This is a genomic window from Streptomyces sp. NPDC005706, from assembly GCF_040631045.1.
GTDB lineage: Bacteria > Actinomycetota > Actinomycetes > Streptomycetales > Streptomycetaceae > Streptomyces.
On sequence record NZ_JBEXYS010000024.1, the window covers coordinates 63,877 to 89,010 of the forward strand.

Consider the following 25,134-nt stretch of genomic DNA (forward strand, 5'->3'; position numbering starts at 1 on the left):
ACCGCGTTCCGCCGACTGGTTCGGGAGACGGCTGAACACCTCCGGGGCGGCGTCCGTATGGAAGGGCGCCGCTTCACTCCTGTCGGGCGCCTCGATGCTGCCCCGCAAGGAAGTCAGAGGAGTTCCATGGGACGCAACACACGAAAACGCCGTACGCCGCTGGCCACCAAGGCCATAGCCGCATCGGCGGCCCTAGCGCTCGGTGGGGGCGGGCTGATCTGGGCGAACTTCTACGCCTCGGCGCACGAGTCGAACAACCAGTCGTGGGGAGGCAACCAGACCAAGGCCGCCACGGCGCAGGTCGCGACGATCTCGTGTCCGGACGTGGGCCAGAAGCTGACCAACGTGCCGAACCAGGCCCGGGGCGAGGTCGCCGGAGAGCTGTCCAACCTCGACCGCCAGATCACCGACGCCTACCAGCGTCTGGCGACCACGCGGGACGCGCAGGCCAGAGACACGAGCTTCGTCCAGAACTCCATCCTGCAGCCGCTCCAGGACCGGCGGAAGGCCATCCTGGACCGGATCAGGCTGGAGATCACCCGCGTCGGTGGCACCGCGCCCGGCGACCTGGACACCCTGGCCACCTGCACCGCGCAGAACGCCAACCAGACCACCGGCGGGCAGCAGCAGGACGGCGGCCAGCAGCAAGGCGGTCAACAGCAGAACGGCGGTCAGCAGCAGGGCGGCCAGCAGCAGGGCGATCAGCAGCAAGGCGGCCAGCAGCAAGGCGGCCAGCAGCAAGGCGGTCAGCAGCAGGGCGGTCAGCAGCAGAACAACGGCGGGCAGGCCGGCAACGGCCCGGCCGCGGCCGACTTCGTCGACATCACCAAGGTCCAGGCGAATGTGCAGGCCAAGCCGCGCAAGTCCGGCAACGCGTCGACCGGCACGTTCACCACGCGCTGCGGGGTGAACGCGAACAAGAACCACAACACCGACAACGTGATCGTGGCGCCCGGCGTGACCAACGGCGCCCACCACCTGCACGACTACGTCGGCAACCAGAAGGTCAACGCGTTCTCCAGCAACAACACGTTCCTCCAGGGCGGCACGAGCTGCCAGAACAGCAACGACCTGTCGTCGTACTACTGGCCCGTGGTCCGGGTCCAGGACGGCTCGCAGGACTTCGACCAGAACGCGGACGGCGGCGGCAAGGAAGGCAACGTCGGCAAGATCCTGGTGCCGGCCCAGGCCCAGATCAAGTACGTGGGCAGCCCGACCGCCAAGGTCGTCGCGATGCCGCAGTTCCTGCGGATCATCACCGGTGACGCCAAGACCACCACCAACGGTCTGGCCAACGCCAACGCGCACTGGAGCTGCACCGGCTTCGAGAACAAGGTGCAGCTGACCACGCAGTACCCGATCTGCCCGCAGGGCAGCAAGGTGGTGCGCACGTTCGCCTTCCAGAGCTGCTGGGACGGGCAGAACATCGACAGCGCCAACCACCGCACGCACGTGGCCTTCGCCGACGCGGGCGGGAACTGCCAGAACGGCTTCAAGGCCATTCCGCAGCTCACGATGCGCCTGGTGTACAACATCACCCCGCCGGTCGTCCAGAACGGCCAGGTGAAGAACGCCTACGCGGTGGACGGCTTCCCCGAGCAGCTGCACAAGGCGGCCACCGACCACGACGACTTCATCAGCGTCACGACGGGCGGACTGGCCAACAAGATCGCGAACTGCGTCAACCGCGGTCAGAACTGCGCGTGATCCCCTGAGACGCGCGAACGGAAGAAGGCCGGTGGCGGGTCCCTCCCGCCACCGGCCTTCGCCGTGTCCGCGCGGCCGGTTCAGCCGCTGTGCGCGTGGTGGTTCGTGCCGGTCTCCACATCACCGCCGAGCGTGCCGCGCAGCGCCTGGACGACGCCGTCGTCGCCGACCGCGACCCACTTGCGGCCGACGAGGTAGTGCCCGCCGTAGTCCTTGGCGTCGTTGATCCATTCCCGCTGGCCGCGGTCGGTGGCGAAGGTGGCGAGGATGAACTTCCCGTCACCGTTGCGGCAGATGGCCTGGCGGATCTCGTCGGCGTCGGTCTGCATGTTCGGCTTGCAGCGCACCTCGGCGGCCAGGCTCTCCAGGCTGCCGGTCGCGGTGGGCGGCACCTTCTCGCCCTCCCCGCCCGCACCGCAGCCCGCCAGCGCCAGTACGGCCGCGGCGCCGAGCACCGCGCGTGTCACCCTCATCGTTCCTCCGGTCCTGGTACCAGCATGCCGCGTGGAGCCCCTGGCACGGGACCCCGCCCAACGGATACGGCCGCGGGGCCCGGCGCGCTCAATCCTGTGTGGCGGCGGGCACAGGTGTGCGAGGGTGACCCGGTGAACCAAGACTGGGAAGACCGCGTGACCGCCGCCTGGGCCTCCTTCGACGACTACCCGGAGGAGCGCGCGCAGGAGTTCCGCGACCTGATCGACAAGCTCGTCGCCGAGCTGCCGGAGGACAGCCCGCTGGGCCCGTTCGAGCGGGCCTGCGCCTGGGACTCCACCGGCCACTCGGACCGGGCGGTGCCGCTGTACCGGGAGGCGCTGGCGCGCGGCCTCGACGGCTACAAGGGCCGCCGGGCGCGGATCCAGCTCTCCAGCTCGCTGCGGAACACCGGGCGGGCCGAGGAGGGCGTCGCCCTGCTCACCCCCGAACTCGGCGCCCCGTCGGACGAGTTGGACGACGCGGTGCGGGCCTGTCTCGCCCTGTGCCTGTCCAGTCTGGGCCGCGACCGCGAGGGACTGTCCCTGGTGCTCGGCGCCCTCGCCCCGCACCTGCCCCGCTACCAGCGGTCGATGGCCAACTACGCGCGCCTGCTGGTCGAACCGGAGGAGTGAGCCGCCCCGGAGCGAGCCACCCGCCCGGCGGTGACCTGCCGACGGCTCGCTCGTTCACCGGGATGTGCAGTCACAGGATGTAGCCCAGCGTCACACGAAAACCGCCGCCGGTCGCGACGTCGGCGTCGACCAGGCCGAGGCCGCGCTCGTCGAGCACTACCCGCGGCTGGTCCGGCTCGCCTACCTGGTCCTGCCACCCGACCTCGCCCGCGGCCGCCGGGTGCTGACGGCACACGCTCTCGCGCAGCGCGCCCTGCCCCGCGGCCGCCGGCGCAAGTCCGTGATCCCGGCCCAGTCCGCGGGCCGGGACGGCGACCCCGGGTACGCGTTCGTCCGGCAGGAGGTCGTGCGTACGGCGCTGGCGGCGGCCCGCACCCGCAGGGGCCGGCCGCGGCTGTCGCCGTTGCGCCCGCCGCTGCCCCGCGTGTGGGGACTGCGGCTGTTCCCGCGCTCCGGCGGGGCCGACGAACTCGCGCTGGACCAGCGGCTGTCCGTGCTGTCCGGACCGGCCCGCGCCGCGTACGTGCTGCGCGGTCTGGAGCGGCTGCCGGACTCGGGCGTCCGCGGGATCCTCGCGTCCGCCGGGGTCGACCGCCCCGAGGCGGCGCTGTCCGAGGCCAACGGGGTGCCCGCGCAGGACGCCCTGCTCTCCTCCCCGGAATTCGACCCCTGCTCGCTGCAGGCCAGGCCCACCGACCTGGTGCGCCGCCGCCAGCACACCAAGGCGGCGCTCGCCGGGGCGGCCGCGCTCGCGGTGTGCGGCGCCCTGGTGACCCTGCCGGGCGGCGGCTGGGGCCCCGACGGCGCCGCCGCACCGCCCTACGCGGAGAACCCGGCCGCCGAAGCCGCCCTGAATCCGGGCAAGCTGATCCGGATCGCACCGGCCGCCTGGCGGTCCTCCGCCCGCACCGACTTCTCCGTGTGGCCGGCGCGGGGCGCGCTCACCGGCGACCGGGCGCTGCTGCGCCGCGCCCTCGCCGTGTGGGCCAGGCCCGGCGACACGGTCCGCGTCTCGGCGACCCCGGGCACCCAGACCGGCGGCCCGGCGGGCCCGCCCCAGTTGCTGTACGCGGGCGAGGTGGACAGCGCGCGCGTGGTGATCCTCTACGACGGCCTGCGCATCGCCCGTTACGCCGAGCCCAGGGACGGCACGGCGGGCGCGGCCCTGGACTTCGCCCGGACCGACGGCGCGACCGGCACCGAGGCGAGCGCGCTGGTGCTGGGCCGCTCCGACGGCAACGTGCGCTATCTGACCGCTCCCTGGGTGCGCAAGGCCGCCCAGCGGGACCTGATGAAGCCGGACGCGGCCCCGCTGCCGCTCCCCGTCACCGACGGCGTCACCGCGCCGCTGGCCAGCCCGGCCCTGCGGACCGGCAGTTGCACCTCGTGGAACGTGCTCCAGCTCACCGGCCCCTCGGGCGATCAGCTCCACACCGATCTGGGCGAGCTGGTGCCCGCGCACCTCACCGCCGGGCGTCCGGGCGCCCCCGTCGAGGCGGCCGGGGCCGAGGGGCTGCGCGCCTGGGCGCCGTTCGCCTGCTCGCTGGCCACGGAGCGCTCGGTGGGGGTGCGCGGCGTCAACGCCTGGGCGTTCGCCGCGCAGCCGCTGCCCGACGGGAGCGGTGCGGGCCAGTGGGCGTGCACCAGGACCGAGACCTGGCGCGGCGGCGGTACGGCCGCGCTGGCCCAGTTCCGGACGCCGGGCGGGACCGCCGGGGCGGTGGTCGCCAAGGGCGCCGACGTGGCGGCCTGCGGACCCCGTGATCCGCAGGTGCTCGCCGGGGTGTTGTGGAAGGCGAGGACCGGGGACTGGTACCTGCTGGCCGCGGGCGGCCCGGACGTCACCGGGGTCCGGGCGAGCGGCGGGATCACCGCGACCGGTCGGGGGCCGCTGCTGGCGGTCAAGGCCGGTCAGGGGACGCGGGCGGACCTGACGGGGACCCTGAAGGACGGCAGGACGATCGGCGGGCTGCGCTAGACGGGACGTTCCCGGCCCTCGTTGACACCGACGTCAACAAGGCGGCGCAGAAGGGTTCTCAGCGGGCCTACCCGTCAGTACATTGACGCCATGTCCAATAAGCAGGCCCGGCCGGTGGAGTCCGAGCGGATACCGCTCAAGGCCCGCGACGTGTCCTTCTCCTGGGAGGACACACCGCTGCACTGGGTGCCCGGCGACCCGTTCACCACGCACACCATCAACGTGCTGCATCTGCTGCTGCCCGCCGGTGAGCGGTGGTTCGTGCACGTGTACAAGCAGGTGCTGCCGCTGATCCGGGACGACCGGCTCCGCGAGGACGTCATCGGCTTCATCGGGCAGGAAGCCATGCACTCCCAGGCCCACGACGAGGTCCTGCCGCACCTCAGGGAGCAGGGGCTCGATCCGACGCCGTACACCGCGCAGGTCGACTGGTTCTTCGAGAAGCTGCTCGGCGACCGCACCCTGCCGCCGGGCCGGGCGCGCCGGTGGTGGCTGCTGGAGCGGGTCGCGCTCATCGCGGCCATCGAGCACTACACGGCCTTCCTCGGCGACTGGGTGCTGAACGCCGGTGAACTGGACCGGCGAGGCGCCGATCCGACCATGCTGGACCTGCTGCGCTGGCACGGCGCCGAGGAGGTCGAGCACCGCTCCGTCGCCTTCGACCTCTTTCAGCACCTCGACGGCGGCTACCGGCGCCGGGTGCGCACCTGGGCGGCCGCCTTCGGCGCGCTGCTGTTCCTCTGGCAGCGTGGGGCGCGCTTCTTCATGGAGAACGACCCCACCCTCGTGGACGGCAGGGCCTCGTTCGGGGAGTTTCACCGCAGCGGCCGGCGCGGCACGCTGCCCACCACCGGCGCCATGGTGCGGTCCGTCCCCCGCTACCTCAGCCGCTCCTACCATCCCTCGCAGGAGGGCTCCACGGCCCAGGCCGTCGCCTATCTGGCCGGCTCCCCCGCCGCGTCGGCCGCACGGAAGGACGGGTCGTGATGCCGAAACCGCTGACCGTCGCGCTGGTCGCGGGCGCCGCCCTGCTGACCCGGAGGGCGCTGCGCCGCCGGGTGCGGGTCTCGCCGCTGTGGCCCCTGCCCGCCCTGGACCCGCCGGTCTCCGGCCGGCCCCGCGCCCGGGCCCGGCGGCCGCTGCTCACCGGGCTCGAGACGATCGCCGAGGGGGTCGTGCAACTGCGTCTGGAGGGCCCGGACCTGCCGCACTGGGAGCCCGGCGCGCATCTGGACCTGGTGCTGCCGTCGGGTCTCGTGCGGCAGTACTCGCTGTGCGGCGACCCGGCGGACACCTCCTCGTACACGTTGGCCACCCGGCTGGTACCGGACGGGCGGGGCGGCTCGCGGGAGGTGCACGAGCGGCTCGCCGAGGGCATGGAGCTCGAGGTGCGCGGGCCCCGGAACCGTTTCCCGCTCCGCGCCGCCCCCTCGTACGTGTTCGTCGCGGGCGGGATCGGCATCACCCCGATCCTGCCGATGCTGCGCGCCCTGCCGGACGGCACCGAGTGGCGGCTGCTGTACGGCGGGCGGACGCGGGCCTCGATGCCGTACCTGGAGCAGGTGCGGGAACTCGCCGGGGACCGGCTGACGCTCGTGGCCGAGGACGAGGACGGGCGCCCGGACCTGGACGCGCTGTTCGCCGGTCTGCCCCAGGGCACGGCCGTGTACTGCTGCGGGCCCGAGGGGCTGACGGCGGCCGTGGAGGCGCGGCTGCCGGAGGGCGCCACGCTGCACCTTGAGCGGTTCGCAGCGCGTGCGTCCGCCACGGGGGACGCCGGGTTCGAGCTGGAGCTGCGGCGCAGCGGGCGGACGCTGACCGTCCCGGCCGGCTCCTCCGTGCTGGCCGCCGTCCGGAGCGAACTGCCGGACACCGCCTACTCCTGCGAGCAGGGTTTCTGCGGAACCTGCCAACAGCGGGTCGTGGAGGGCGAGGTCGACCACCGGGACGAGCTGCTGACGGACGCGGAGCGTGCCGATTCGATGCTGATCTGTGTGTCGCGGGCCAGGAGCGACCGGCTGGTGCTCGACATGTGAACGCCGACGGCCGAATTCGATCGGTAAGGTGTTCGTATGACTACCGGGGTTCGCCGCAGGATGGGCGTGGAGGAGCGGCGCCAGCAGCTGATCGGTGTCGCCCTGGACCTGTTCAGCAGGCGCTCGCCGGACGAGGTCTCCATCGACGAGATAGCGGCCGCGGCGGGCATCTCGCGCCCGCTGGTCTATCACTACTTCCCCGGCAAACTCAGCCTGTACGAGGCCGCGTTGAAGCGCGCTTCCGAGGATCTGGCGAGCCGCTTCGCCGAGCCGCACGAAGGCCCGCTCGGGGCCCGGCTGCTGCGGGTGATGCGCCGCTTCTTCGACTTCGTGGACGAGCACGGCCCCGGCTTCTCGGCGCTGATGCGCGGTGGCCCGGCGGTCGGCTCCTCCACGACCAACGCGCTGATCGACTCGGTGCGGCAGGCCGCCTACGAGCAGATGCTCGCGCACCTGGGCGTCACCGACGCTCCCCCACGCCTGGAACTGGTCGTCCGGAGCTGGATCTCGCTGGCCGAGTCGACGGCGCTGATCTGGCTGGACGGCCGGCGCGTCCCGCGCGCCGAACTGGAGGTCCAGCTCGTGCACGACTTCGCCGCCCTGGCCGCCGTCAGCGCCGCCCACGACGCGGACATGGCGCTGCTGCTGCGCACGATGGTGGAGAACGAGCCGGCCGACGGCCCCTTCGCGGAGCTCGTCGGCCGGCTCATCGCCCTGGCTTCCTAGCCTCCTACCGGTCGAACTTCCGGTAGGAGGCGTCCAGGTCGCGGATCTCGGCGGACCCGTGCACGCTCGGGCCACCTTCACCGATGTACTTCCGGAGCAGTTCCAGCACGGCCTCGGTGAGCCGTGCCTTCGTCTCGTCGCTGCGGCCGGCGAGGAGCCCGATGGTCACGTGCACGACGGCGTCCCGCTGTGCCGCCGGGTCCTCGGTGCCGAACACCGTGTACGCGCTCGGCCGGAACTGCGTCTTGCAGGCCTCCAGCTTCGCCGCCGCGATCCCGGCGGTCGCCTCGTGCAGCTCCCGCGCGAAGCCGGCGCGGTCGAAGGCGGCCTCCATGGTGTGGGAGTAGTCGACGGTGATCTGCGGCATGAGCACTCCTGTTCTAAGGCGTCGGCCTGACCCTACTTGTTCGATGCGCTGAACACGGCCACGGTCCGCGCCGGGACGGTGAACGTGCCCGAACCGGCCGCGTAGGAGGCTGACTTCACCACCGGGTCGGTGCCCGCCGCCTGCGCCGGGTGCAGCCGGAAGTGCGTGCCGGCGAGGGCGCCGATCCGCTGCTCCTGGGGCTGCGGGGTGGCGTTGAAGACGACGACCAGGTCACCGAGGCGCATGGTGATCACGCCGGGCGTCTCGTCCTTGCCCGAGAGCGGGAAGGACAGCCGGTCCTGCACCCGCGCGGCCGTGCCGAGGGAGAAGGCCTTCTCCGAGGTACGGATGCGCAGCAGGTCCTGGTAGGCGGCCGAGGCGCCGGTGATCTGCGGGCAGCCCACCTTCACCGTGCTCAGCAGCGGCTTGGCGTACGGCCACTTGGACTCGTTGTCGGCCGCCATGGGCAGGCCGCGCCCGAAGCCGTTGCCGTCCGCGCAGTTCCAGTGGATGGCGTTGAACCAGTCGCCGCTGTCGAAGGAGTTGCGGTCCAGCGACTTCGAGCGCAGCAGGTCGGTGCCCGCCTGGGAGAGCGCCGGGCCCTGCGAGAGGGCGGCCGTGGCCATCGCCAGGACCTGCATGCGGGCCCGGTCGGACGCGGAGGTGTCCTTGGGGAGCTTGTAGGTCAGGGCGTCGAACAGCGACTCGTTGTCGTGCGCGTCGACGTAGGCGAGGGCGTCGCCGGGCGCGTCCGCGTAACCGGCCGGGGCGCCGTTGTAGTCGATCTCGGCGCCGGTGACCTCCTTGCCGGCCGAGTCGGTGAACCGGTACTTGGCGAGGTTGCCGCTCAGGCCGACCTTGATCAGGTCCTGGTAGTGCAGCAGCCGGGCCTTCTGCTCCGCCTCGGTGCCGTTGGCGGTGGAGGAGTTGGGGTCGGTGTACAGCCCGGAGGCGAAGCCCTGGACGCCGGGGTCGGAGTCGAAGGGGCTGCCGCCGCGCACGGCGTCACGGGCCCGGTCGGAGAAGGTGGCGATGCCGGTGCCGGCCATGTTCTTCTGCGTGGCCTGCACGAAGCGCGCGTCGTCCGCGACCTCGCCGAAGTTCCAGCCCTCCCCGTACAGGATGATCTTCTTGCCGTCGACGCCGTCCTTCTTGAGGGTGAGCGCGTCGAGGGCCTTGCGGACCGCGAGGATGTTGGCCTTCGGGTGGTGGCCCATGAGGTCGAAGCGGAAGCCGTCGACCTTGTACTCCTTGGCCCAGGTGACGATCGAGTCCACGACCAGCTTGCCCATCATCGCGTTCTCGGTCGCGGTGTTGGCGCAGCAGGTGCTGTTGGCGATCGAGCCGTCGGCGAGGAGCCGCTGGTAGTAGCCGGGCACGATCCGGTCCAGCACGCTGGTGTCGGCCTGGCCGCCGGCGGCCGTGTGGTTGTAGACGACGTCCATGACGACCCGGAGGCCGTCCTGGTTGAGCGCCTGCACCATCTTCCGGAACTGGACCGTACGGGCGGTGCCGTCGGGGTCGGTGGCGTACGAGCCCTCGGGGACCGTGTAGTGATACGGGTCGTAGCCCCAGTTGTAGGCGTCCTTGGCGGCGGTCTTCGCCACGCACTCCTGCTGCTTGGCGGAGTCGGCCGGGTAGGAGGCCAGGTCGCAGTCGGTGCTCGCCTGGTCGGACTTCTTCTCGGGGATGGTGGCGATGTCGAAGGCCGGCAGCAGGTGCACGTACGAGGTGCCGGACTTCGCCAGCGCGCGCAGGTGCCTGGAGCCGTCGCTGTTCTTGTCGGTGAAGGCCAGGTAGGTGCCCTGTTCCTTGGCCGGGACGGACTTGTCGGCGACCGAGTAGTCCCGGATGTGCAGCTCCTGGATCTGCGCGTCCTTCAGCGGTACGGCCTTGGGCTTGCGCAGGCCCGACCAGCCGCCGGGCGCCAGGGTCCGGTCGTTCAGGTCGACGACGAGGCTGCGCTCGGAGTCGGCGGTGAGGGCGACCGAGTAGGGGTCGGTGACCTTGTTGGTGACCATCTTGCGGACGCTGGGCGCCCACACCTTCACGACGTACCGGTAGGGCTTGCCCTTCCAGGACGCCGGGCCGGTGACGGACCAGACGCCGGTGGTGGCGTTCCGGCGCATCTTCACGGCCTTGCCGTCGAGGTCGAGGTGGACGCTCTGCGCGGTCGGCGCCCAGACGGCGAGGGTCGGCCTGCCGTCGTGGAAGGTCGGCCCGAGGGCGGCCCTGGTCGCGCCGGGGTACAGGTCGTCCAGCACCCCGGCGATCTGCACGCCGGTCGCCGCCAGCACGGCGCCGTTGGCGGCCCGCTGCGAGGCCACGAGCTGCCCGTTCAGGGCCGCGCGCACCCGGTCCCGGTCACGCGGGTCGACGGACCAGGCGGTGTAGTCCCTCAGGTGCGGGAACTTCGCCTTCTGGGCGTCGGTGAGCGCCGTCTTGTCCAGACGCAGCCAGTGCTCGTCGTCGCTGGTCAGCGCTCCGTCCTTGACGGCGATGGAGCCGTCCGGGGAGTAGAGCAGCTGGGTGGAGGCGGCGCCGTCGGCGCCGTTCCAGGCGACGGTGTCCCGGTCGATCCAGATCGCCTTGGAGGTGGTCAGGTCGAGGGCGGCCGCGCTGCCCGCGGGCTGCGGCAGGAGGTACTGCTCCTGGCCGTTCAACAGCCACACCTCGTGCCCGTCGGCCTTGAGGTCCAGGGACTGGTCGGTCGGGAGATCCTTGTCGTCGCCCTTGTGGATGATGTAGCTGAGGCTGGTGGCACCCTCGGTGAGCGGCACCTCGTAGACCGCGCCATAGGCGTCAGTCTTCACCGGCTTCAGGGGGTTCGACCAGTCGGTGGGGTTCGCGGCGCCCGTCCAGACGTGGAGGCCCCAGCCGTCGTAGTCGCCGTCGGCGCGGTGGTAGTGGACGACCGCCTTGGCGGTGTCCTGGGCCGGGTAGTCGGGCTTCTCGGTGAGTACGTCGTCCTTGCCCTGCTCGATCCAGACCTCACCCGTCCTGGTGACGTCGATGGACCGGTCGGCGGAGACGTCCTTGTTGCCGTCCTTGTCGATGACCAGGAAGCCGACGTTGGAGGCGCCGGGCTTGAGCTTGACGTAGGCGAAGGCGCCGTAGGCGTCGCGGCCCACGAAGGGGTGGCTGGCCGGCCAGTTCGTCGCCTCGCCGTCGGCGAGGTCGCCCCAGGCGTACAGGCCCCAGTCGGCGTAGTCGCCGTCCGTGCGCTTGTAGTGGACGACCGCGTAGTCGCGGGAGGAGGCCGTGGGGACCTCGGGGGCGGCCGGGGTGCCGGTGGTGGTGCTCGCCGTGGCGCTCGCGGTGTGCCCGGCCGAGTCGATCACGACCGCCTTGTAGCGCAGGGCGGTGCCGGCCGGTACGTCCTCGCCGATGGCCTGGGTGACCTTGTAGGGGGCGTGGTCGGCGGAGCCGAGCGTGCGCCACTTGCCGTTGCCGACCTGGGTGGCGAAGACGACGCGGTTGAGCCGCCCGCCCTCGACGTCCGCGCTCGGCTCGACGGTCCCGGTGGCGCCGGCGGCCGGTGCCTTCAGGGTGATCGTCGGGTCGGTGGCGGGCTTGGCGAGGGTGCCCGCGGCCTTGTAGACGACGGTGGCGCCGGCCGGGACGGTGACGGTGAGCTCGCGGTCGGCGTCGGAGGCGCGAGTGCCTTCGGCGCCGTAGACGCCCCGGTAGGACATGCGGGCCGAACCGGTCGCGAAGGCCGCCGTCTTCGCCTCGTCGGCGTTGTTGAGGGCGACGACGTACTCCTGGCCGGTCTTCGCGTCCGTGCGGGTGAACGCGTAGATCCCGGCGCCGTCGGCGGCGTAGCGCTCGGTCTGGACCCCGTCGGTCAGGGCCGGGTTGGCCTTGCGGAGCTTCGCGAGCGCGGCGATCTGCCGGTACAGCGGGGCGCCGGTGTCGTAGGCGTCGCTCGCGTGGGTGCGGTCGGTGCCGATCTCGTCGTCGTCGAGGTAGTCGGCGACCTTCGAGGCGAACATCGTCTGGCGGGCGTCCTTGTCGCCGCCGGCGCCGGTGAAGCCCTGCTCGTCGCCGTAGTAGACGACCGGGTTGCCGCGGCTGAGGAACATCAGCTCGTTGGCGAGCTTGTCCTTCTTGAGGATCTCGGCGTCGGTGGCCTTGGGGTTGTCCTGCTTCAGGAAGTACCCGACGCGGCCCATGTCGTGGTTGCCGAGGAAGGTGACCTGCTCGTACGCGTTGGCCTTGTCGGTCGTGTACTTGTAGTCGTCACCGAAGACGCCCGCCAGCTTCCGCGCGCTGCCGCCCTGGGAGGCGTAGGAGCGGGCCGCGTCCTGGAAGGGGAAGTCGAGGGTGGCGTCCAGCCGGCCCTGGGTGACGTACGGGGAGGTGACGGAGGTGTCGGCGGAGTAGACCTCGCCGAACATGAAGAAGTTCTTCCGCCCGTGCGCGGCCGCGTACGCGTCCAGCGCGGTCGCCCACCGGGTCCAGAAGTCCATGTCGACGTGCTTGACGGTGTCGATGCGGAAACCGTCGATGCCGTAGTCCCCGACCCACCGCTGGTAGATCTTCTCCATGCCCCGCACGACCTCGGGACGTTCGGTCCACAGGTCGTCGAGGCCGGAGAAGTCGCCGTAGGTGGTGGACTCGCCGGCGTACGTCGAGTCGCCCCGGTTGTGGTACATCGTCGGGTCGTTGAGCCAGGCGGGGACCTTGCTCGCGCTGGTGACCTTCGGGGTGTAGGGGAAGGAACCGGCGCCGGTGGCCGGGAACTTCTTCGTGCCGTCGGCGTAGTCGCTGTCGTCGAAGGGCCTGCCGTCCTTCGTCAGGTACGGGAAGGCGCCCTTGGACAGGTAGCCGTAGGACTTCTCCTGGTAGTCCACGACGTCGGCGGTGTGGTTGGTGATGACGTCGAAGAAGACCTTCATGCCCTTGGCGTGTGCCTTGGAGATGAGGGTCGACAGGTCCTTGTTGGTCCCGAAGTGCGGGTCGACCTGGGTGAAGTCGGTGATCCAGTAACCGTGGTAGCCGGCCGAGGCGTTGTCGCCGGTGCCCTGGACGGGGCGGTTCTTGAAGATCGGCGCCATCCAGATGGAGGTGGTGCCGAGCCCCTTGATGTAGTCGAGCCGCTTGGTCAGGCCCTTGAGGTCACCGCCCTGGTAGAACCCCTTGTCGGTGGGGTCGTAGCCGGTGCTCAGGCGCGAACCGGTGAGCCCGCCCTTGTCGTTGGCGGTGTCCCCGTTGGCGAAACGGTCCGGCATGACGAAGTAGAACTGCTCGCGCGTGTCGTCGTGCCGGGCGGCCTGGGCGGCGAGCGCGGCGTCCGAGGGGGGCGCGGGCGGTGTGTCCGCGTGGGCGGACACCGGCTGCACGAGGGCGGCGGCGAGGGCGGCGGCGGTCACGGCCGCGGCCCTCCGCCGGTACGGGGTACGGCGCTTCGAGGGCGCCGGCCATCTCGGTATCACAGGCGGGAACTCCTAGCGATTACGGCTCTTCTGGGTCCGACCCCACGCCGCGGCTCGGCTCCGATGCCGGGCGCCCGCGCGACCGTATCGCCCACGAAAGGTTTACAGCAAGAGGGTTGAAACCCATAGCAAGTACTTGCACCCCGGCTTCTCCGCCGCCGGGGGCGCCGCGAGGGAGCTCCGCTGGCCGGCGCGAGCGGGACGAAGGGGGCGTTCACACCGATCGGTTGACGGAACAACCGTTGACGCTTCAATCGGGCTTCGCGTCCGCCGCGGGACGGAGCGGCGCCGCCCCCGGCACCCCGGTTGCGGCGCACCGCCCCCGGAGTGAGCGTGGAGGGAGGGGGTGGCCGCGACGGCGACGCCCGGCCCGCCGGGCCGGGACCATCGCCGAGGACCGGGCCACCCGGCCTCTCCACCGGCGCGCACCGCGTCGCCGGACACGGCGAACGGGTGAAGAGGATTCATGATGGCCAGCACCACCCGGCGACACGTCGCGCACCTGGCCGGTGCGTCCGTCCTGGCAGCGGCGCTCGCGTTTCCCCTGGGCCAGGCGGCCGCCACGCCGGCGCCCATGACCGGCGACCGGGCCTCGTCGGATCCGCCCGCCGAGTCCACGCCTCCCTCTCCGGAGCCCCCGTCGCCGACGCTTCCTCCGCCGGCACCGACCACCACGTCACCCTCGACGCCCCCCGGCCCCACGACGCCGCACAGCACGCCCTCGGAGACATCGCCCTCCCCGTCCACCACGAGCGGGTCGGGGACCCCGAACCCCACCGACAGCGACACGGCGCGCTCCACCGCCCCCGAGCAGCCGGAGCAGGAGCAGGAGATCGACGGGGCGACCGCGGACCTGGACCGGAAGAAGGACGAAGTGCCCGGGGAACTGGCCCCGAGCGTCGAGCGACTGACCGCCGCCCTGCGCACGGCGCGGGATCCGCGGACCCCGCCGCAGGAACGTGACGCGGTCCTGCGCAGCGCCCGGGCGGTGAGCTCCGCCCTGGAGGTGATCGGTGACCCCCGGACACCCCCGGCGGTGCGCAGGGAGCTGACCGGTCTCGTGAAGCAGGTGGTCTCCACCCTGGACGCGGCCGGCAACTCCGCGCTGCCGCCCGAGGATCAACAACAGGCCTTCTCCGTCGTCGGCGGTCTGGCCTCCGGCCTCCCCCGGCTCGGTGACCGCGGCATGCCGCAAGCGGTACGCGACTACCACGTCCGGACCACGAGCCGGCTGCTGCGCTACACGGGCAACGTGGCGAGAACGGGTCGTACCGGTCCGGGCGGCCTGCGGAGCGCGCAGGCGGTCATGGTGGCGATGCTCACGAGCGGCGACCCGAACACGCCCGACGGGGGGCGCAAGGAACTGGCGCAGAGCGCGTACGAGGCGAGTTCGTCGCTGGACAGGGCCGGAGACCCCAGGGCGTCGGACGAGGAACGGGAGAAGGCGCGCAAGGAGTTGGACAAGCAGATCGAGCGCATGAGGAAGAAGCAGGAGGAAGCGGTCTCCGCGCAGGGCCTGCCGGACGTGCGGCTCGGCAAGGCGGCCGAGGTCTGCACCAATTCCATCTTCGAGTACGCCCCGGAGAAGAGCCTGGGCAGGGATCTGAAGGACCTGCTCCCCGAGAAGTGGAACACCGAGGGCGTCAAGGACTTCTGGAAGTCCAGGGAGAAGGGCGACGACTTCCTCGATGTCCTCACTCAACTGCGCAACGACAAGTTCGCCGACGCGCAGCTCGAGATCAAGCGGCTCATTCCCAGGCTGGCCGACTCGGTGCCGGCGAGCGAGCTGTTCGGGGCACTGGGAACTCCGGCGCTGCATTGCCTGCGGGCCGCTCTGCGGCTCGACCAGGACTCGGGGGTCGAGTCGGGCACCTGGGTCAAGGTGGCGAAGGAGAAGGAATAGACTTCAGCAATTCCGCCATGGAGACCTCCGACTTCGCACCGATCGTCGCGACACCGTACCGGTCCACCTCTCGCTTCTCCTGCGAGAAAACGATGCCCTTGCTCTGGAAGTGGTACGAGGATATGGAGTACACGGGCGTTTCGGCCGGAGCCCAGATCGCCAGGACGTAGCGCGCGCCACGGGTCACCTCGACCAGGTTGTTGTCGCTGCGCAACCGGGCGAGATGTATGAGCTGCGGCGGGCACGAATTCTCCGCGGAACAGTAGAAGCGACCCTCGCTCTTCCTCCACGACGGATGCGACCTGCGGAATTCAGCGGCGTCGATATGACCTCGGTCCGTCTTTATGTATGTTATCTGTGCCATGGCGTAGAGCACATCATATTTTGCGCTTCTGGGGATCTGGAACACATGCTGCAGGGTGTCTTCCTGCCCTCCTTCGATCACCTGGCCGGGCGGGTAGAAGCGTCCGCTGCTTATGAGGGTGAAGGCCGGTTGATCGACGTTGAGTTCCGCCTCCTCGTCGTTCTCGTCGAAGCTCTTCCGCCACGTTTCCGTGGTCGATGTGCCGCGCTCGGAATACTTGGCGGTTCTCCCGTAGACGCTCAAGTCGTCGATGACGACGTACACGGAGAAATCCCCGGTGTTCTTGACGGAGAGTTTCAGCGGGACCTGGACGAAGGGGCGTGTGCGGTCCGCCCGCGCTGTTCCGAATTCCGTCTTCAGGGTCAGGCGTATGGGGGCCACCGCGGGTTGGAACATGGTCGAGTACGCCAGGCTGAGAGCGGTGAAGACCGCCGGCACGAACACGCCGGCGGCGAACGTCCTGGGGTGCGGCACCCCTCGCCACACCCGCTGCCGGACCAGCAGCCAGAGGGCCCACACGGACCAGCACCACAGCGGCATGAACGCCAGCATGTAGGGCGTGTACTCCGTCTCCTCCAGCCACATCAGGACGAGAAGGCTGTCGGTGGCCAGCGATATGAGGACGCCGAGCAGGACGACGGCACCGGAGATCCGGGACTGCCGCCTCCCCCAGTGGTCGAACACCGCGACCGCCGCAGCGAGCTGCACCAGACCGGACAGCACGAACAGGGCCCCGGTCAGCCGTTGCGCGAACGTCTGGGCGCCGGAGGCGTCCGGCCATCCGATCAGCCCGCCGAGGACCGCGGAGGCGAGCAGTCCCGCCGTCATGAGCGCACCGGTCGCACGACGGCGGAGGGCCCGGTCGGGCCAGGTACCGCTGTCCCCTCCGCGCCAGCACACCGTGGCCGGGTCCGCCAGATCGAGGTCCGGGTACCCGAGGCGGTCCAGCATCCGGCGCAGCTCACGGCGCGACCAGGCGCTGCCCACGGTGTCGTTGCCGATGGTGACCCGGCGCAGGCCGCGGCCGTCCGGTGCCTCGACGACGACCCAGGGACGGATGCTCATGGGGCCAGCCTCGAACAGGTGCCGGAGCCACGCACCCGCGATTGCTCCGGTCGGCCCCGGGGCCGTGACCGGGCCCACCGCGCCCGGGCGGGACGCGGTGGGCCCGGTCACGGGCCTGTCAGCAGCTCGACTTGCCGGCGTAGATGGCCAGCGCCGTGTTCGAGCCGAGGGTGGCCGAGAACTGGCCGCTGGAGTTCACCGTCACCGTGGTGTTGTTCTGCACGTTGCAGTAGGTGCCCGCGGGCAGCGAGGTCTGGTAGGTGCGGGTCAGCGAGGAGGACTCGTGGTTGATGGCCACGTAGCCCTTGCTGCCCCGGCCGAACGCGATCGCGTTGTTGCCGTTGTCCCACCAGTTGGTGACCGACTGGCCCCGGGTGGCGTTGCGGAAGGGGACCATGTTGATGATCTCCGGCCACTTGTGCTGGCACTTCCAGCCGTCCTGCCAGCAGGCGTTGACCTGGCCGCCGTTGGGCGGGCCGGCGTCCGCGTCGGACCACTCGTAGCCGGAGTTGATGTCGGGGGCGCCGTAGGGCCAGGCCAGCATGAAGACGTTGGCCAGGGTGTAGTTGGCGCCGCTCTTGTAGTTGAGGGTGGAGCCGTTGCGCTCGGTGTCGTGGTTGTCGACGAAGACGCCGGCCTTGGAGCTGCTCATGTAGCCCCAGCCCTCGCCGTAGTTGGTGAGGTAGGCCAGCTTCTCGTTGTTGAAGACCCGCTTGAGGTCGTAGGCGTACCGGAACTCCTGGACGTCCCCGTTGCCGGTGTACTCGGTGGGCTGGACGGCCTCGCCCGCGCCGTAGATGACCTCCTGCTTCCAGTAGGCGCCGGGGTTCGTCAGGCGCGACTTGATGTTGGCGAGGTCGGCGCTGTCGATGTGCTTGGCCGCGTCGATGCGGAAGCCGTCCACGCCCAGGGTGAGCAGGTCGTTCATGTAGCCGGCGATGGTCTTGCGGACGTACTCCTCGCCGGTGTCGAGGTCGGCCAGGCCGACCAGTTCGCAGTGCTGGACGTTCCAGCGGTCCTGGTAGTTGCTGATCTGGGAGGTGCAGTCGTCGAAGTCGTAGGACGAGTACAGGCCCGGGTAGTTGTACTTCGAGTACGACGAGCCGCCGGTACCGGTGCCGCTGCCCGCCGACATGTGGTTGATCACCGTGTCGACGACGACCTTCACGCCCGCCGAGTGGCAGGTGTTCACCATGTTCTGGAAGGCCGCGCGGTCGCCGAGCCGGCCGGCGATCCTGTAGCTGACGGGCTGGTACGAGGTCCACCACTGCGAGCCCTGTATGTGCTCGGCGGGCGGGGAGACCTGGACGTAGCCGTAGCCGGCGGGGCCGAGGGTACTGGTGCACTCGCGGGCCACCCAGGCGTAGTTCCACTCGAAGAGCACCGCGGTGACGTCCTTGGTGCCGGGCGGGGAGGCCTGCGCCATAGTCGGGGTCATGACAAGCGCAGCGGCCGTGAGGGCGGTCGCCGCGGAGAGGATTCTGCGTGCCATGTGGGGTTCCTTCTTCATCGAAGGGTGTGGGGTACCGCTGAAGGCGCTTGCTGAAATATTTCAGCAAACTTGCGGTGACGCAGATGTTAAAGGCCCGCTGCCTGAAAGGCAGCGGGCCGGTGTGAAGTTGATGCAAGAAATTTCAGAGGGTGCGTCAGTCCGCCGCGGTCCACCAGACGGTGGTGTCCGCGGGCACCTTCGCCTCGCCGCCGGCCTCGGTCACCTCATCGCTGGCGAGCAGGACCCGGCCGTACGCCGGCATGGTCACCGACTCGCCGGTGGTGTTGGCGACGCACACGAACTCGCCGCGCCGGAACGCCACCACGCCCTCCGGGGCCCGCAGCCACTCCACCGACTCGCCCGCGCCCAGACCGGGCTGGGAGCGGCGCAGGGCGAGCGCGGAGCGGTACAGCTCCAGCGTCGAACCGGGCACGCCGGTCTGCGCCTCCACGCTCAGCTCGGCCCAGCTCGCCGGCTGCGGCAGCCAGCTCCCGCCGTCGCCGAAGCCGTAGCTGGAGCCCTCGCGGGTCCACGGGATCGGCACCCGGCACCCGTCGCGGAAGCCGTCCTGGCCGGCGCCCCGGAAGTACGCGGGGTCCTGGCGCACCTCGTCGGGGAGGTCCACCACGTCCGGCAGGCCCAGTTCCTCGCCCTGGTAGACGTACGCCGAGCCGGGCAGGGCGAGCATCAGCAGGGAGGCCGCGCGGGCCCGGCGCAGGCCGAGGTCGCGGTCGCCGGCGGTGCGGATCTGGGTGCCGAGGCCGGGCGGGTTGGCGAAGCGGGTGGCGTGCCGGGTGACGTCGTGGTTGGACAGGACCCAGGTGGCCGGGGCGCCGACCGGGCGCATCGCCTCCAGGGTGCGGTCGATGACCGTGCGCAGCTCCGCCGCGTCCCACTCGGTGCCCAGGTACTGGAAGTTGAAGGCCTGGTGCAGTTCGTCCGGGCGGACGTAGTTGGCGGTGCGCTCGACGGTCGGCGTCCACGCCTCGGCGACGAAGATCCGCCCACCCGTCTCCCGCCCCCGCCCTTCTGCGGAAGGCCCTTCGGGCCCCATCGTATCGGCGTACTCGTCGAGCACGGTGCGCCACTGACGGTAGATCTCGTGCACGCCGTCCTGGTCGAAGAACGGCATGACATCGTTGCCCAGCAGCTTGAGCTGGTCGTGGGAGCCGAGGTCGGGCAGGCCGTCGGCCTTCACCAGGCCGTGGGCCACGTCGATGCGGAAGCCGTCCACACCCATGTCCAGCCAGAACCGCAGGATGGAGCGGAACTCGTCGCCGACGGCCGGGTGCTCCCAGTTGAAGTCGGGCTGCTCGGGGGCGAACAGGTGCAGGTACCACTCGCCCGGGGTGCCGTCCGGCTCGGTCACCCGGGTCCACGCCGGGCCGCCGAAGATGGACTCCCAGTCGTTGGGCGGCAGCTCGCCGTCCGTCCCCTTGCCGGGGCGGAAGTGGTAGCGCTCGCGCAGCGGGGAGCCGGGGCCCTCGGCGAGGGCGCGCTTGAACCACTCGTGCTGGTCGGAGGAGTGGTTGGGGACCAGGTCGACGATGACCCGCAGGCCCAGCCCGCGGGCGTCGCGGATCAGGGCGTCGGCGTCGAGCAGGTTGCCGAACATGGGATCGACGGCGCGGTAGTCCGCGACGTCGTAGCCGGCGTCCGCCTGCGGTGAGGCGTAGAAGGGGCTGAGCCACACGGCGTCGACACCGAGGTCGCGCAGGTACGGGAGGCGGGAGCGCACGCCCTCCAGGTCGCCCATGCCGTCGCCGTTGCTGTCGGCGAAGCTGCGCGGGTAGACCTGGTAGATGACCGCGTCCCGCCACCAGTCACGGCTGGCGGCGACGGTGGCGACGGCGGAGTCGGTGGCCGGGGCTGCAGAATTCTGCTGGCTCATGGCGTCCTTGATGCGGTGGGGGTCCCCCCGCCAGGGCGGGGCCGGGCGCGGGGGAAGGGTCAGTGATGGGCGTATGTACGGCGGCGGTGGCCGGTGCTTGCGAGGCGGCCGCGGTGCCGGCGGGGTCGGATGGACACCGCGGCCGCCTACCCGCGCGCCTCGCGGCGCGCGGGAGCTTTGCTCCGGCGGGCGTCAGCCCTTGGTGCCGCCGGCGGTGAGGCCGGTGACGAGGTTCTTCTGCACGAGGTAGAAGAACGCGGACACGGGTATCGCGACCAGCACGGCGGTGGCCGCCATCAGGTTGCGCTGGGCGTCGTGTTCGCTGACGAAGCTCTGCAGACCGACGGCGAAGGTGTACTTGCTGTCGTCGAGCATGAACGTCGAGGCGAAGGCGACCTCACCGAACGCGGTGATGAAGTTGTAGAAGGCGGCGACCGCCAGGCCCGGCTTGGCGAGCGGCAGGATCAGCCGGAAGAAGGTGCCGAACGGGGTGAGGCCGTCGACCCGTCCCGCCTCGTCGATCTCGAACGGGATCGTGTCGAAGTAGCCCTTGAGCAGCCAGGCGCTGTAGGGCACCGCGGTCGAGCAGTAGACCAGGACCAGGCCCAGGTAGCTGTCGATGAGCTGCAGGTCCGACAGGATCTGGTACATCGGCACGATGAGCACGGCGATCGGGAACATCTGGGTGACCAGCAGCACCCACATGAACTTCTTGTAGCCGGGGAAGCGCATCCGGGAAACGGCGTAGCCGGTGGTGGCCGCGACGAAGACGCCGATGACGGTGGTGCCCAGCGAGACGATCAGCGAGCTCTTCATCCAGTCGAAGAAGCCGGTGTGCTGCAGGACGAACGAGTAGTTGCTGAACGTCATCTTGTGCCAGATGCCGCCCGGGTGCAGGTAGTCGTCCTTGTCCGGTCCGAGGGAGAGGTAGACCAGCCAGGCGATCGGGAACAGGGCGATCAGGCTCGCGACGGTGAGGATGCCGTGGGAGGCGAGGGAGGCCAGGGGGCGGCGCTTGCCCCGGCGGGGCGCCGGGCCACGGTTCAGGGCCTCGAGGACCTGGGGGGTCACCGGCTTCTGGGCGGTGGCCTCGGGAGGTGTCGTGGTGCTCATGGGGACTCCTGCCTCAGATCGCGAGCTGCTGCTCGTTGCGGTTCAGCCAGCGGCGGTAGAACGAGGTGAAGACGATCAGAATGGCCAGCAGCAGGATGCCGTAGGCGGCCGACTGCGCGAAGTCACGCGGCTGCTGTCCGAAGCCCAGGTAGTAGGCCCAGGTGACGAGGATCTGTGCGTCCGGGGCGGTGTTGCCGAAGAGCAGGAAGATGACCGCGAACTGGTTGAACGTCCAGATGATGCCCAGCAGGACGACGGTGGAGCTGACCGACCGCAGGCCCGGAAGGGTGACGAAGCGGAAGCGCTGCCAGGCGTTAGCGCCGTCCATCTCGGCCGCCTCGTAGAGCGAGGAGTCGATGGACTGCAGGCCGCCGAGCAGGGAGACCATCATGAAGGGCACACCGCACCAGGTGTTGACCATGATGGCGGCGAACCGCTGCCAGAAGGTGTCCTCCAGCCACAGCGGGGCCGGCAGGTGCAGCGCGTCGAGCGCCGAGTTGATGATGCCTCCGTCGGCGAGCATGAAGCGCCAGCCGAAGACGGTGACGAAGGTGGGCACGGCCCACGGCAGGATGAGGATCAGCCGGTAGAAGGTGCGGCCGCGCAGCTTCTGGTTGAGCAGCAGGGCGAGGCCGAGGCCGATGCAGTAGTGCAGCGCGACGCAGAGGGCGGTCCAGGCGATCGTCCAGATGAAGTGCGACCAGAAGCGGTCGTACGACGTCGGGCCGAACAGGATGTCCTTGTAGTTGTCGAGCCCGATGAACTTGTAGGTGGCGTCGATGTGGTTGACGCCGATGGTGCGGGCGGTGTTCAGGCTGTTGGCGTCGGTGAGCGTCAGGTACAGGCCGTACACCAGCGGGTAGATCACCAGCGCGCCCAGCACGACCGCCACCGGGGCGATCATCGCGTACGCGTACCAGTGCTTCTGGTAGCCACTCTTGATGCGCCGGCCCAGCCCGGGCCGAGGCGCGCGGTCACCGCGGCGCTTGCCGGTCGCGCGGTCGATGGCGACTGTCATGGTTCGACACCTTCTGGAAGATCAGGGTTGGGCCGGGCACAGGGCGGTGGCCGCCGGATCCTTCCCCCCTTCAAGGAGAGGATCCGGCGGCCACCCGGGCTCACTTGCTGAAGTCGGGCACCAGCTTGGCGACGGCCAGCTCGGCGTTGCTCAGGCCCTTGTCCAGCGACTCCTTGCCACCCGCGATCTTGGGCAGCTCGGTGTCCAGCGGACCCCACAGGGAGCTGTACTCGGGCAGCGCCGGACGGGGCTGGGCGGCGGAGAGGACGCCCTGGTAGCCGGCGATGCCGGGGTCGGCCTTGACCTGGGCGGTGTAGGCGTCACCGCGGGTCGGCAGGGTGGAGTTCTTCAGGGCGATGGTCTCCTGGGACTTCGCCGAGGTCATGAAGTTGACGAACTTCAGCGCCGCGGCCTGGTGGGCCTTGTCGGAGCCGGCGTAGACCGAGAGGTTGTGGCCGCCGGTCGGGGCGCCCGCCTTGCCGGCCGAGCCGGCCGGGACGGTGGCGATGCCGAGGTTGGACTTGTCCTTGAAGGCGCTGCCCTTGTAGAAGTTCGTGATCTCCCAGGGGCCCTGGATGATCGCGGCGACCTTGCCGTTGACGAACGCGTCCTGGATGTGGGCGTAGGCGTCGGCGGTGGTGTCGGCCTTGTGCAGACCCTTGCCGGAGAACAGGCTCAGCCAGGTGCCGTAGGCCTTCTTGGCGGCGGCCGAGTTCACCGTGACCTTCTTGGCGGCGGCGTCGACGGTGTCGGTGCCCTCGCCGTACAGGAAGGACTGGGCGTAGTAGGCCTGGGTGGAGCCCCAGTAGCCGGGCACGCCCGCCTTGGCCTGGACCTTGGCGGCGTCGGACTTCAGCTCGTCCCAGGTCTTGGGGGCCTCGGTGATGCCGGCCTTCTTGAAGAGGGCCTTGTTGTAGACCAGGGCGAGGGTGTCGGTGACCAGCGGCACGCCGTAGGTCTTGCCCTGGTACTGGGCCTGCTTGATCAGGTTCGGCTCGAACTTGGCCTGGTCGGCCAGGGCGTCCGTGCCGTCCAGCGGCAGGAAGTAGCTCTTCTTGGAGAAGGCCGGGGTCCAGCCGACCTCGGAGCGCAGCACGTCCGGGGCGCCCTTGGAGCCGGCGGCGGTGTCGAACTTGTTCTGCGCCTGGTCGAAGGGCACGTTGACGTACTTGACCTTGACGTCCTTGTTGGCGGCCTCGAACTGCTGAACCAAGGCCTTGTACGTCGGTGCCTCGTTGGTGGCGTTGGAGGTGTCCCACCAGGTGATGGTGACCGGGCCGTCCGACTTGCTGTCGCTGTCGCCACCGCCGCACGCCGTCGCCGCCAGGGCGAAGGACGCCACCAGCGCGGAGGCCGCTATGCCACGCCGCATGAGTTCTCCTTGAGGGTTAAAGCCCGTGTGATGCAGGGGCGGCCCCGTCCGCCGGCCCTGCTGTCTTGCCGACTGCGCCGTTGCGGCGGCCGGGCGACCAGGAACGTAACAGCGTTGAAAGCCCCGCGAAAGACCTTGCAGCAAAAAAGTGCAAGAGAACACGACGGTTACCTCGCCGTGACCTGCGCCAGATCCCACCGAAACCCTGATCCACCGCCGGTACACGGGTTGACGGACACTTGTGCAAGACTCTGCAAGGCCTTGCCATCCGCCTCCGTCGCCGGAATCATCCCTTGCGAGCGGACACCGGCTCGACAAGGACCTCACAAGGGACCGCGAAGACGAGGAGCGCGATGAGGCAGCAATCCACGGCAGGCCGATCAGCCGCCCGCGCACGGCGTCCCGTCGGTGTGCAAGGCGGGGTCCGGCCGGTACAGTCCGGTGGCGTGACCACAAGGCTTGCGGACATCGCTGCGCAGGCGGGGGTGAGCGAAGCGACCGTCAGCCGCGTTCTCAACGGCAAGCCCGGCGTCGCCGCCACCACCCGCCAGTCCGTGCTGGCCGCGCTGGACGTGCTCGGCTACGAGCGTCCGGTGCGGCTGCGGCAGCGCAGCGAGGGGCTCGTGGGGCTGATCACCCCTGAGCTGGAGAACCCGATATTCCCGGCCCTGGCCCAGGTCATCGGCCAGGCGCTGACCCGGCAGGGCTACACCCCGGTGCTCGCCACCCAGACCCCGGGCGGGTCGACGGAGGACGAGCTGACCGAGATGCTCGTGGACCGCGGGGTGGCCGGGATCATCTACGTCTCGGGGCTGCACGCGGACACCACCGCCGACATGCAGCGCTACGAGCGGCTGCGGGCGCAGGGCGTCCCGTTCGTGCTGGTGGACGGGTTCTCGCCGAAGGTCCAGGCACCCTTCATCTCGCCGGACGACCGGGCCGCGATGTCGCTGGCGGTGACGCACCTGGCGTCGCTGGGCCACACCCGGATCGGGCTGGCGCTCGGCCCGAAGCGGTTCGTGCCGGTGCAGCGCAAGATCGAGGGCTTTGTACGGGCGGTGCAGGAGCAGCTCGGGCTCCCCGCGCAGACGGTGGAGACCGAGCTGATCCAGCACTCGCTGTACACCCTGGAGGGCGGCCAGGCGGCCGCGACCGCGCTGATCGGGCGGGACTGCACGGCGGTGGTCTGCGCGAGCGACATGATGGCGCTCGGCGCGATACGGGCCGCCCGGCAGCTCGGCCTGGAGGTGCCGCGGGACATCTCGGTGGTGGGCTTCGACGACTCCCCGCTGATCGCGTTCACCGACCCGCCGCTGACCACGGTCCGCAAGCCGGTCCCGGCGATGGGGCAGGCGGCCGTGCGCACGCTGCTGGAGGACATCGGCGGCACGCCCGCGCCGCACAGCGAGTTCGTGTTCATGCCCGAGCTGGTGGTGCGCGGTTCGACCGCCTCGGCCCCGGGGGACCGCGCCCGCGGCTGAGCCGGTGCGAGCACGCCTGGCGGCCCGCCCGGGACCGCGGACGGGAGCCCCGCGCGCGCCGTAGAACGTGCGGCCCC

At 70.6% G+C, this 25,134-nt stretch carries 17 protein-coding genes; 8 read left to right on the top strand and 9 right to left on the bottom strand.

The features are described 5' to 3' along the window. Nucleotides 1-126: 126 nt before the first annotated feature. Nucleotides 127-1,707 carry a DUF1996 domain-containing protein gene (locus ABZ478_RS29140; protein WP_359553810.1) on the top strand — a complete coding sequence of 527 codons (1,581 nt, stop codon included), beginning with the start codon at nucleotides 127-129 and terminating at the stop codon, nucleotides 1,705-1,707. An 80-nt stretch (nucleotides 1,708-1,787) separates the two neighbouring features. Here the strand turns inward: ABZ478_RS29140 and ABZ478_RS29145 are convergent, their stop codons facing one another. Beyond that, nucleotides 1,788-2,180 (bottom strand): hypothetical protein, encoded by a 393-nt coding sequence (locus tag ABZ478_RS29145; protein ID WP_359553811.1) that lies wholly within the window; start codon nucleotides 2,178-2,180, stop codon nucleotides 1,788-1,790. A 114-nt stretch (nucleotides 2,181-2,294) separates the two neighbouring features. Here ABZ478_RS29145 and ABZ478_RS29150 point away from each other — a divergent pair, with 114 nt between their 5' ends. From ABZ478_RS29150 to ABZ478_RS29170, 5 genes are all read left to right on the top strand, one after another. Beyond that, nucleotides 2,295-2,813: a tetratricopeptide repeat protein gene (locus tag ABZ478_RS29150; RefSeq protein WP_359553813.1), complete on the top strand. Its 519-nt coding sequence runs from the start codon at nucleotides 2,295-2,297 to the stop codon at nucleotides 2,811-2,813. A gap of 64 nt (nucleotides 2,814-2,877) precedes the next feature. After that, the gene (locus ABZ478_RS29155) at nucleotides 2,878-4,791 is read left to right on the top strand and encodes a hypothetical protein (protein WP_359553815.1); all 1,914 of its coding nucleotides are present in this window, start codon (nucleotides 2,878-2,880) and stop codon (nucleotides 4,789-4,791) included. Nucleotides 4,792-4,881: 90 nt separating this feature from the next. Continuing rightward, on the top strand, nucleotides 4,882-5,778 hold the full coding sequence (locus ABZ478_RS29160) for a metal-dependent hydrolase (RefSeq protein WP_359553817.1): 897 nt from the start codon (nucleotides 4,882-4,884) through the stop codon (nucleotides 5,776-5,778). After that, a complete protein-coding gene (locus ABZ478_RS29165; RefSeq protein WP_359553818.1) occupies nucleotides 5,778-6,827 on the top strand; it encodes a PDR/VanB family oxidoreductase in 1,050 nt (349 codons plus the stop codon). The genes ABZ478_RS29160 and ABZ478_RS29165 overlap by 1 nt, the downstream gene beginning before the upstream one ends. Before the next feature lie 36 nt (nucleotides 6,828-6,863). Continuing rightward, nucleotides 6,864-7,553, top strand: coding sequence for a TetR/AcrR family transcriptional regulator (locus tag ABZ478_RS29170; protein WP_358940287.1), 690 nt, complete (start codon nucleotides 6,864-6,866; stop codon nucleotides 7,551-7,553). A gap of 4 nt (nucleotides 7,554-7,557) precedes the next feature. On the opposite strand, the gene ABZ478_RS29175 is transcribed toward ABZ478_RS29170, so the two are convergent. Both ABZ478_RS29175 and pulA read right to left on the bottom strand, forming a co-directional pair. After that, on the bottom strand, nucleotides 7,558-7,920 hold the full coding sequence (locus ABZ478_RS29175; protein ID WP_359553820.1) for an isomerase: 363 nt from the start codon (nucleotides 7,918-7,920) through the stop codon (nucleotides 7,558-7,560). Nucleotides 7,921-7,952: 32 nt separating this feature from the next. Continuing rightward, nucleotides 7,953-13,358 (bottom strand): pullulanase-type alpha-1,6-glucosidase, encoded by a 5,406-nt coding sequence (gene pulA / locus ABZ478_RS29180; protein ID WP_359553821.1) that lies wholly within the window; start codon nucleotides 13,356-13,358, stop codon nucleotides 7,953-7,955. Between the two features lie 466 nt (nucleotides 13,359-13,824). On the opposite strand from pulA, the gene ABZ478_RS29185 reads away from it, so the two are divergent. Continuing rightward, nucleotides 13,825-15,261, top strand: coding sequence for a hypothetical protein (locus tag ABZ478_RS29185; protein WP_359553823.1), 1,437 nt, complete (start codon nucleotides 13,825-13,827; stop codon nucleotides 15,259-15,261). Here ABZ478_RS29185 and ABZ478_RS29190 read toward each other — a convergent pair. The 6 genes from ABZ478_RS29190 to ABZ478_RS29215 form a co-directional block, all read right to left on the bottom strand. After that, entirely contained in the window at nucleotides 15,236-16,690 is a 1,455-nt protein-coding gene (locus ABZ478_RS29190; protein ID WP_359553824.1) for a hypothetical protein, read from the bottom strand. The genes ABZ478_RS29185 and ABZ478_RS29190 overlap by 26 nt on opposite strands. 118 nt (nucleotides 16,691-16,808) lie before the next feature. Continuing rightward, nucleotides 16,809-18,182 carry an alpha-amylase family protein gene (locus ABZ478_RS29195; protein WP_359553825.1) on the bottom strand — a complete coding sequence of 458 codons (1,374 nt, stop codon included), beginning with the start codon at nucleotides 18,180-18,182 and terminating at the stop codon, nucleotides 16,809-16,811. 154 nt (nucleotides 18,183-18,336) lie between these two features. Then, nucleotides 18,337-20,073 carry a glycoside hydrolase family 13 protein gene (locus ABZ478_RS29200; protein WP_359553826.1) on the bottom strand — a complete coding sequence of 579 codons (1,737 nt, stop codon included), beginning with the start codon at nucleotides 20,071-20,073 and terminating at the stop codon, nucleotides 18,337-18,339. 192 nt (nucleotides 20,074-20,265) lie between these two features. After that, nucleotides 20,266-21,186 carry an ABC transporter permease subunit gene (locus ABZ478_RS29205; RefSeq protein WP_359553827.1) on the bottom strand — a complete coding sequence of 307 codons (921 nt, stop codon included), beginning with the start codon at nucleotides 21,184-21,186 and terminating at the stop codon, nucleotides 20,266-20,268. A gap of 13 nt (nucleotides 21,187-21,199) precedes the next feature. Further along, on the bottom strand, nucleotides 21,200-22,204 hold the full coding sequence (locus ABZ478_RS29210; RefSeq protein WP_359553829.1) for a sugar ABC transporter permease: 1,005 nt from the start codon (nucleotides 22,202-22,204) through the stop codon (nucleotides 21,200-21,202). Nucleotides 22,205-22,304: 100 nt separating this feature from the next. After that, nucleotides 22,305-23,576, bottom strand: a complete 1,272-nt coding sequence (locus ABZ478_RS29215; protein ID WP_359553831.1) for an extracellular solute-binding protein — start codon at nucleotides 23,574-23,576, stop codon at nucleotides 22,305-22,307. Nucleotides 23,577-24,022: 446 nt separating this feature from the next. On the opposite strand from ABZ478_RS29215, the gene ABZ478_RS29220 reads away from it, so the two are divergent. Next, nucleotides 24,023-25,057 carry a LacI family DNA-binding transcriptional regulator gene (locus ABZ478_RS29220; RefSeq protein ID WP_359553832.1) on the top strand — a complete coding sequence of 345 codons (1,035 nt, stop codon included), beginning with the start codon at nucleotides 24,023-24,025 and terminating at the stop codon, nucleotides 25,055-25,057. The last annotated feature ends 77 nt before the right edge of the window (nucleotides 25,058-25,134 follow it).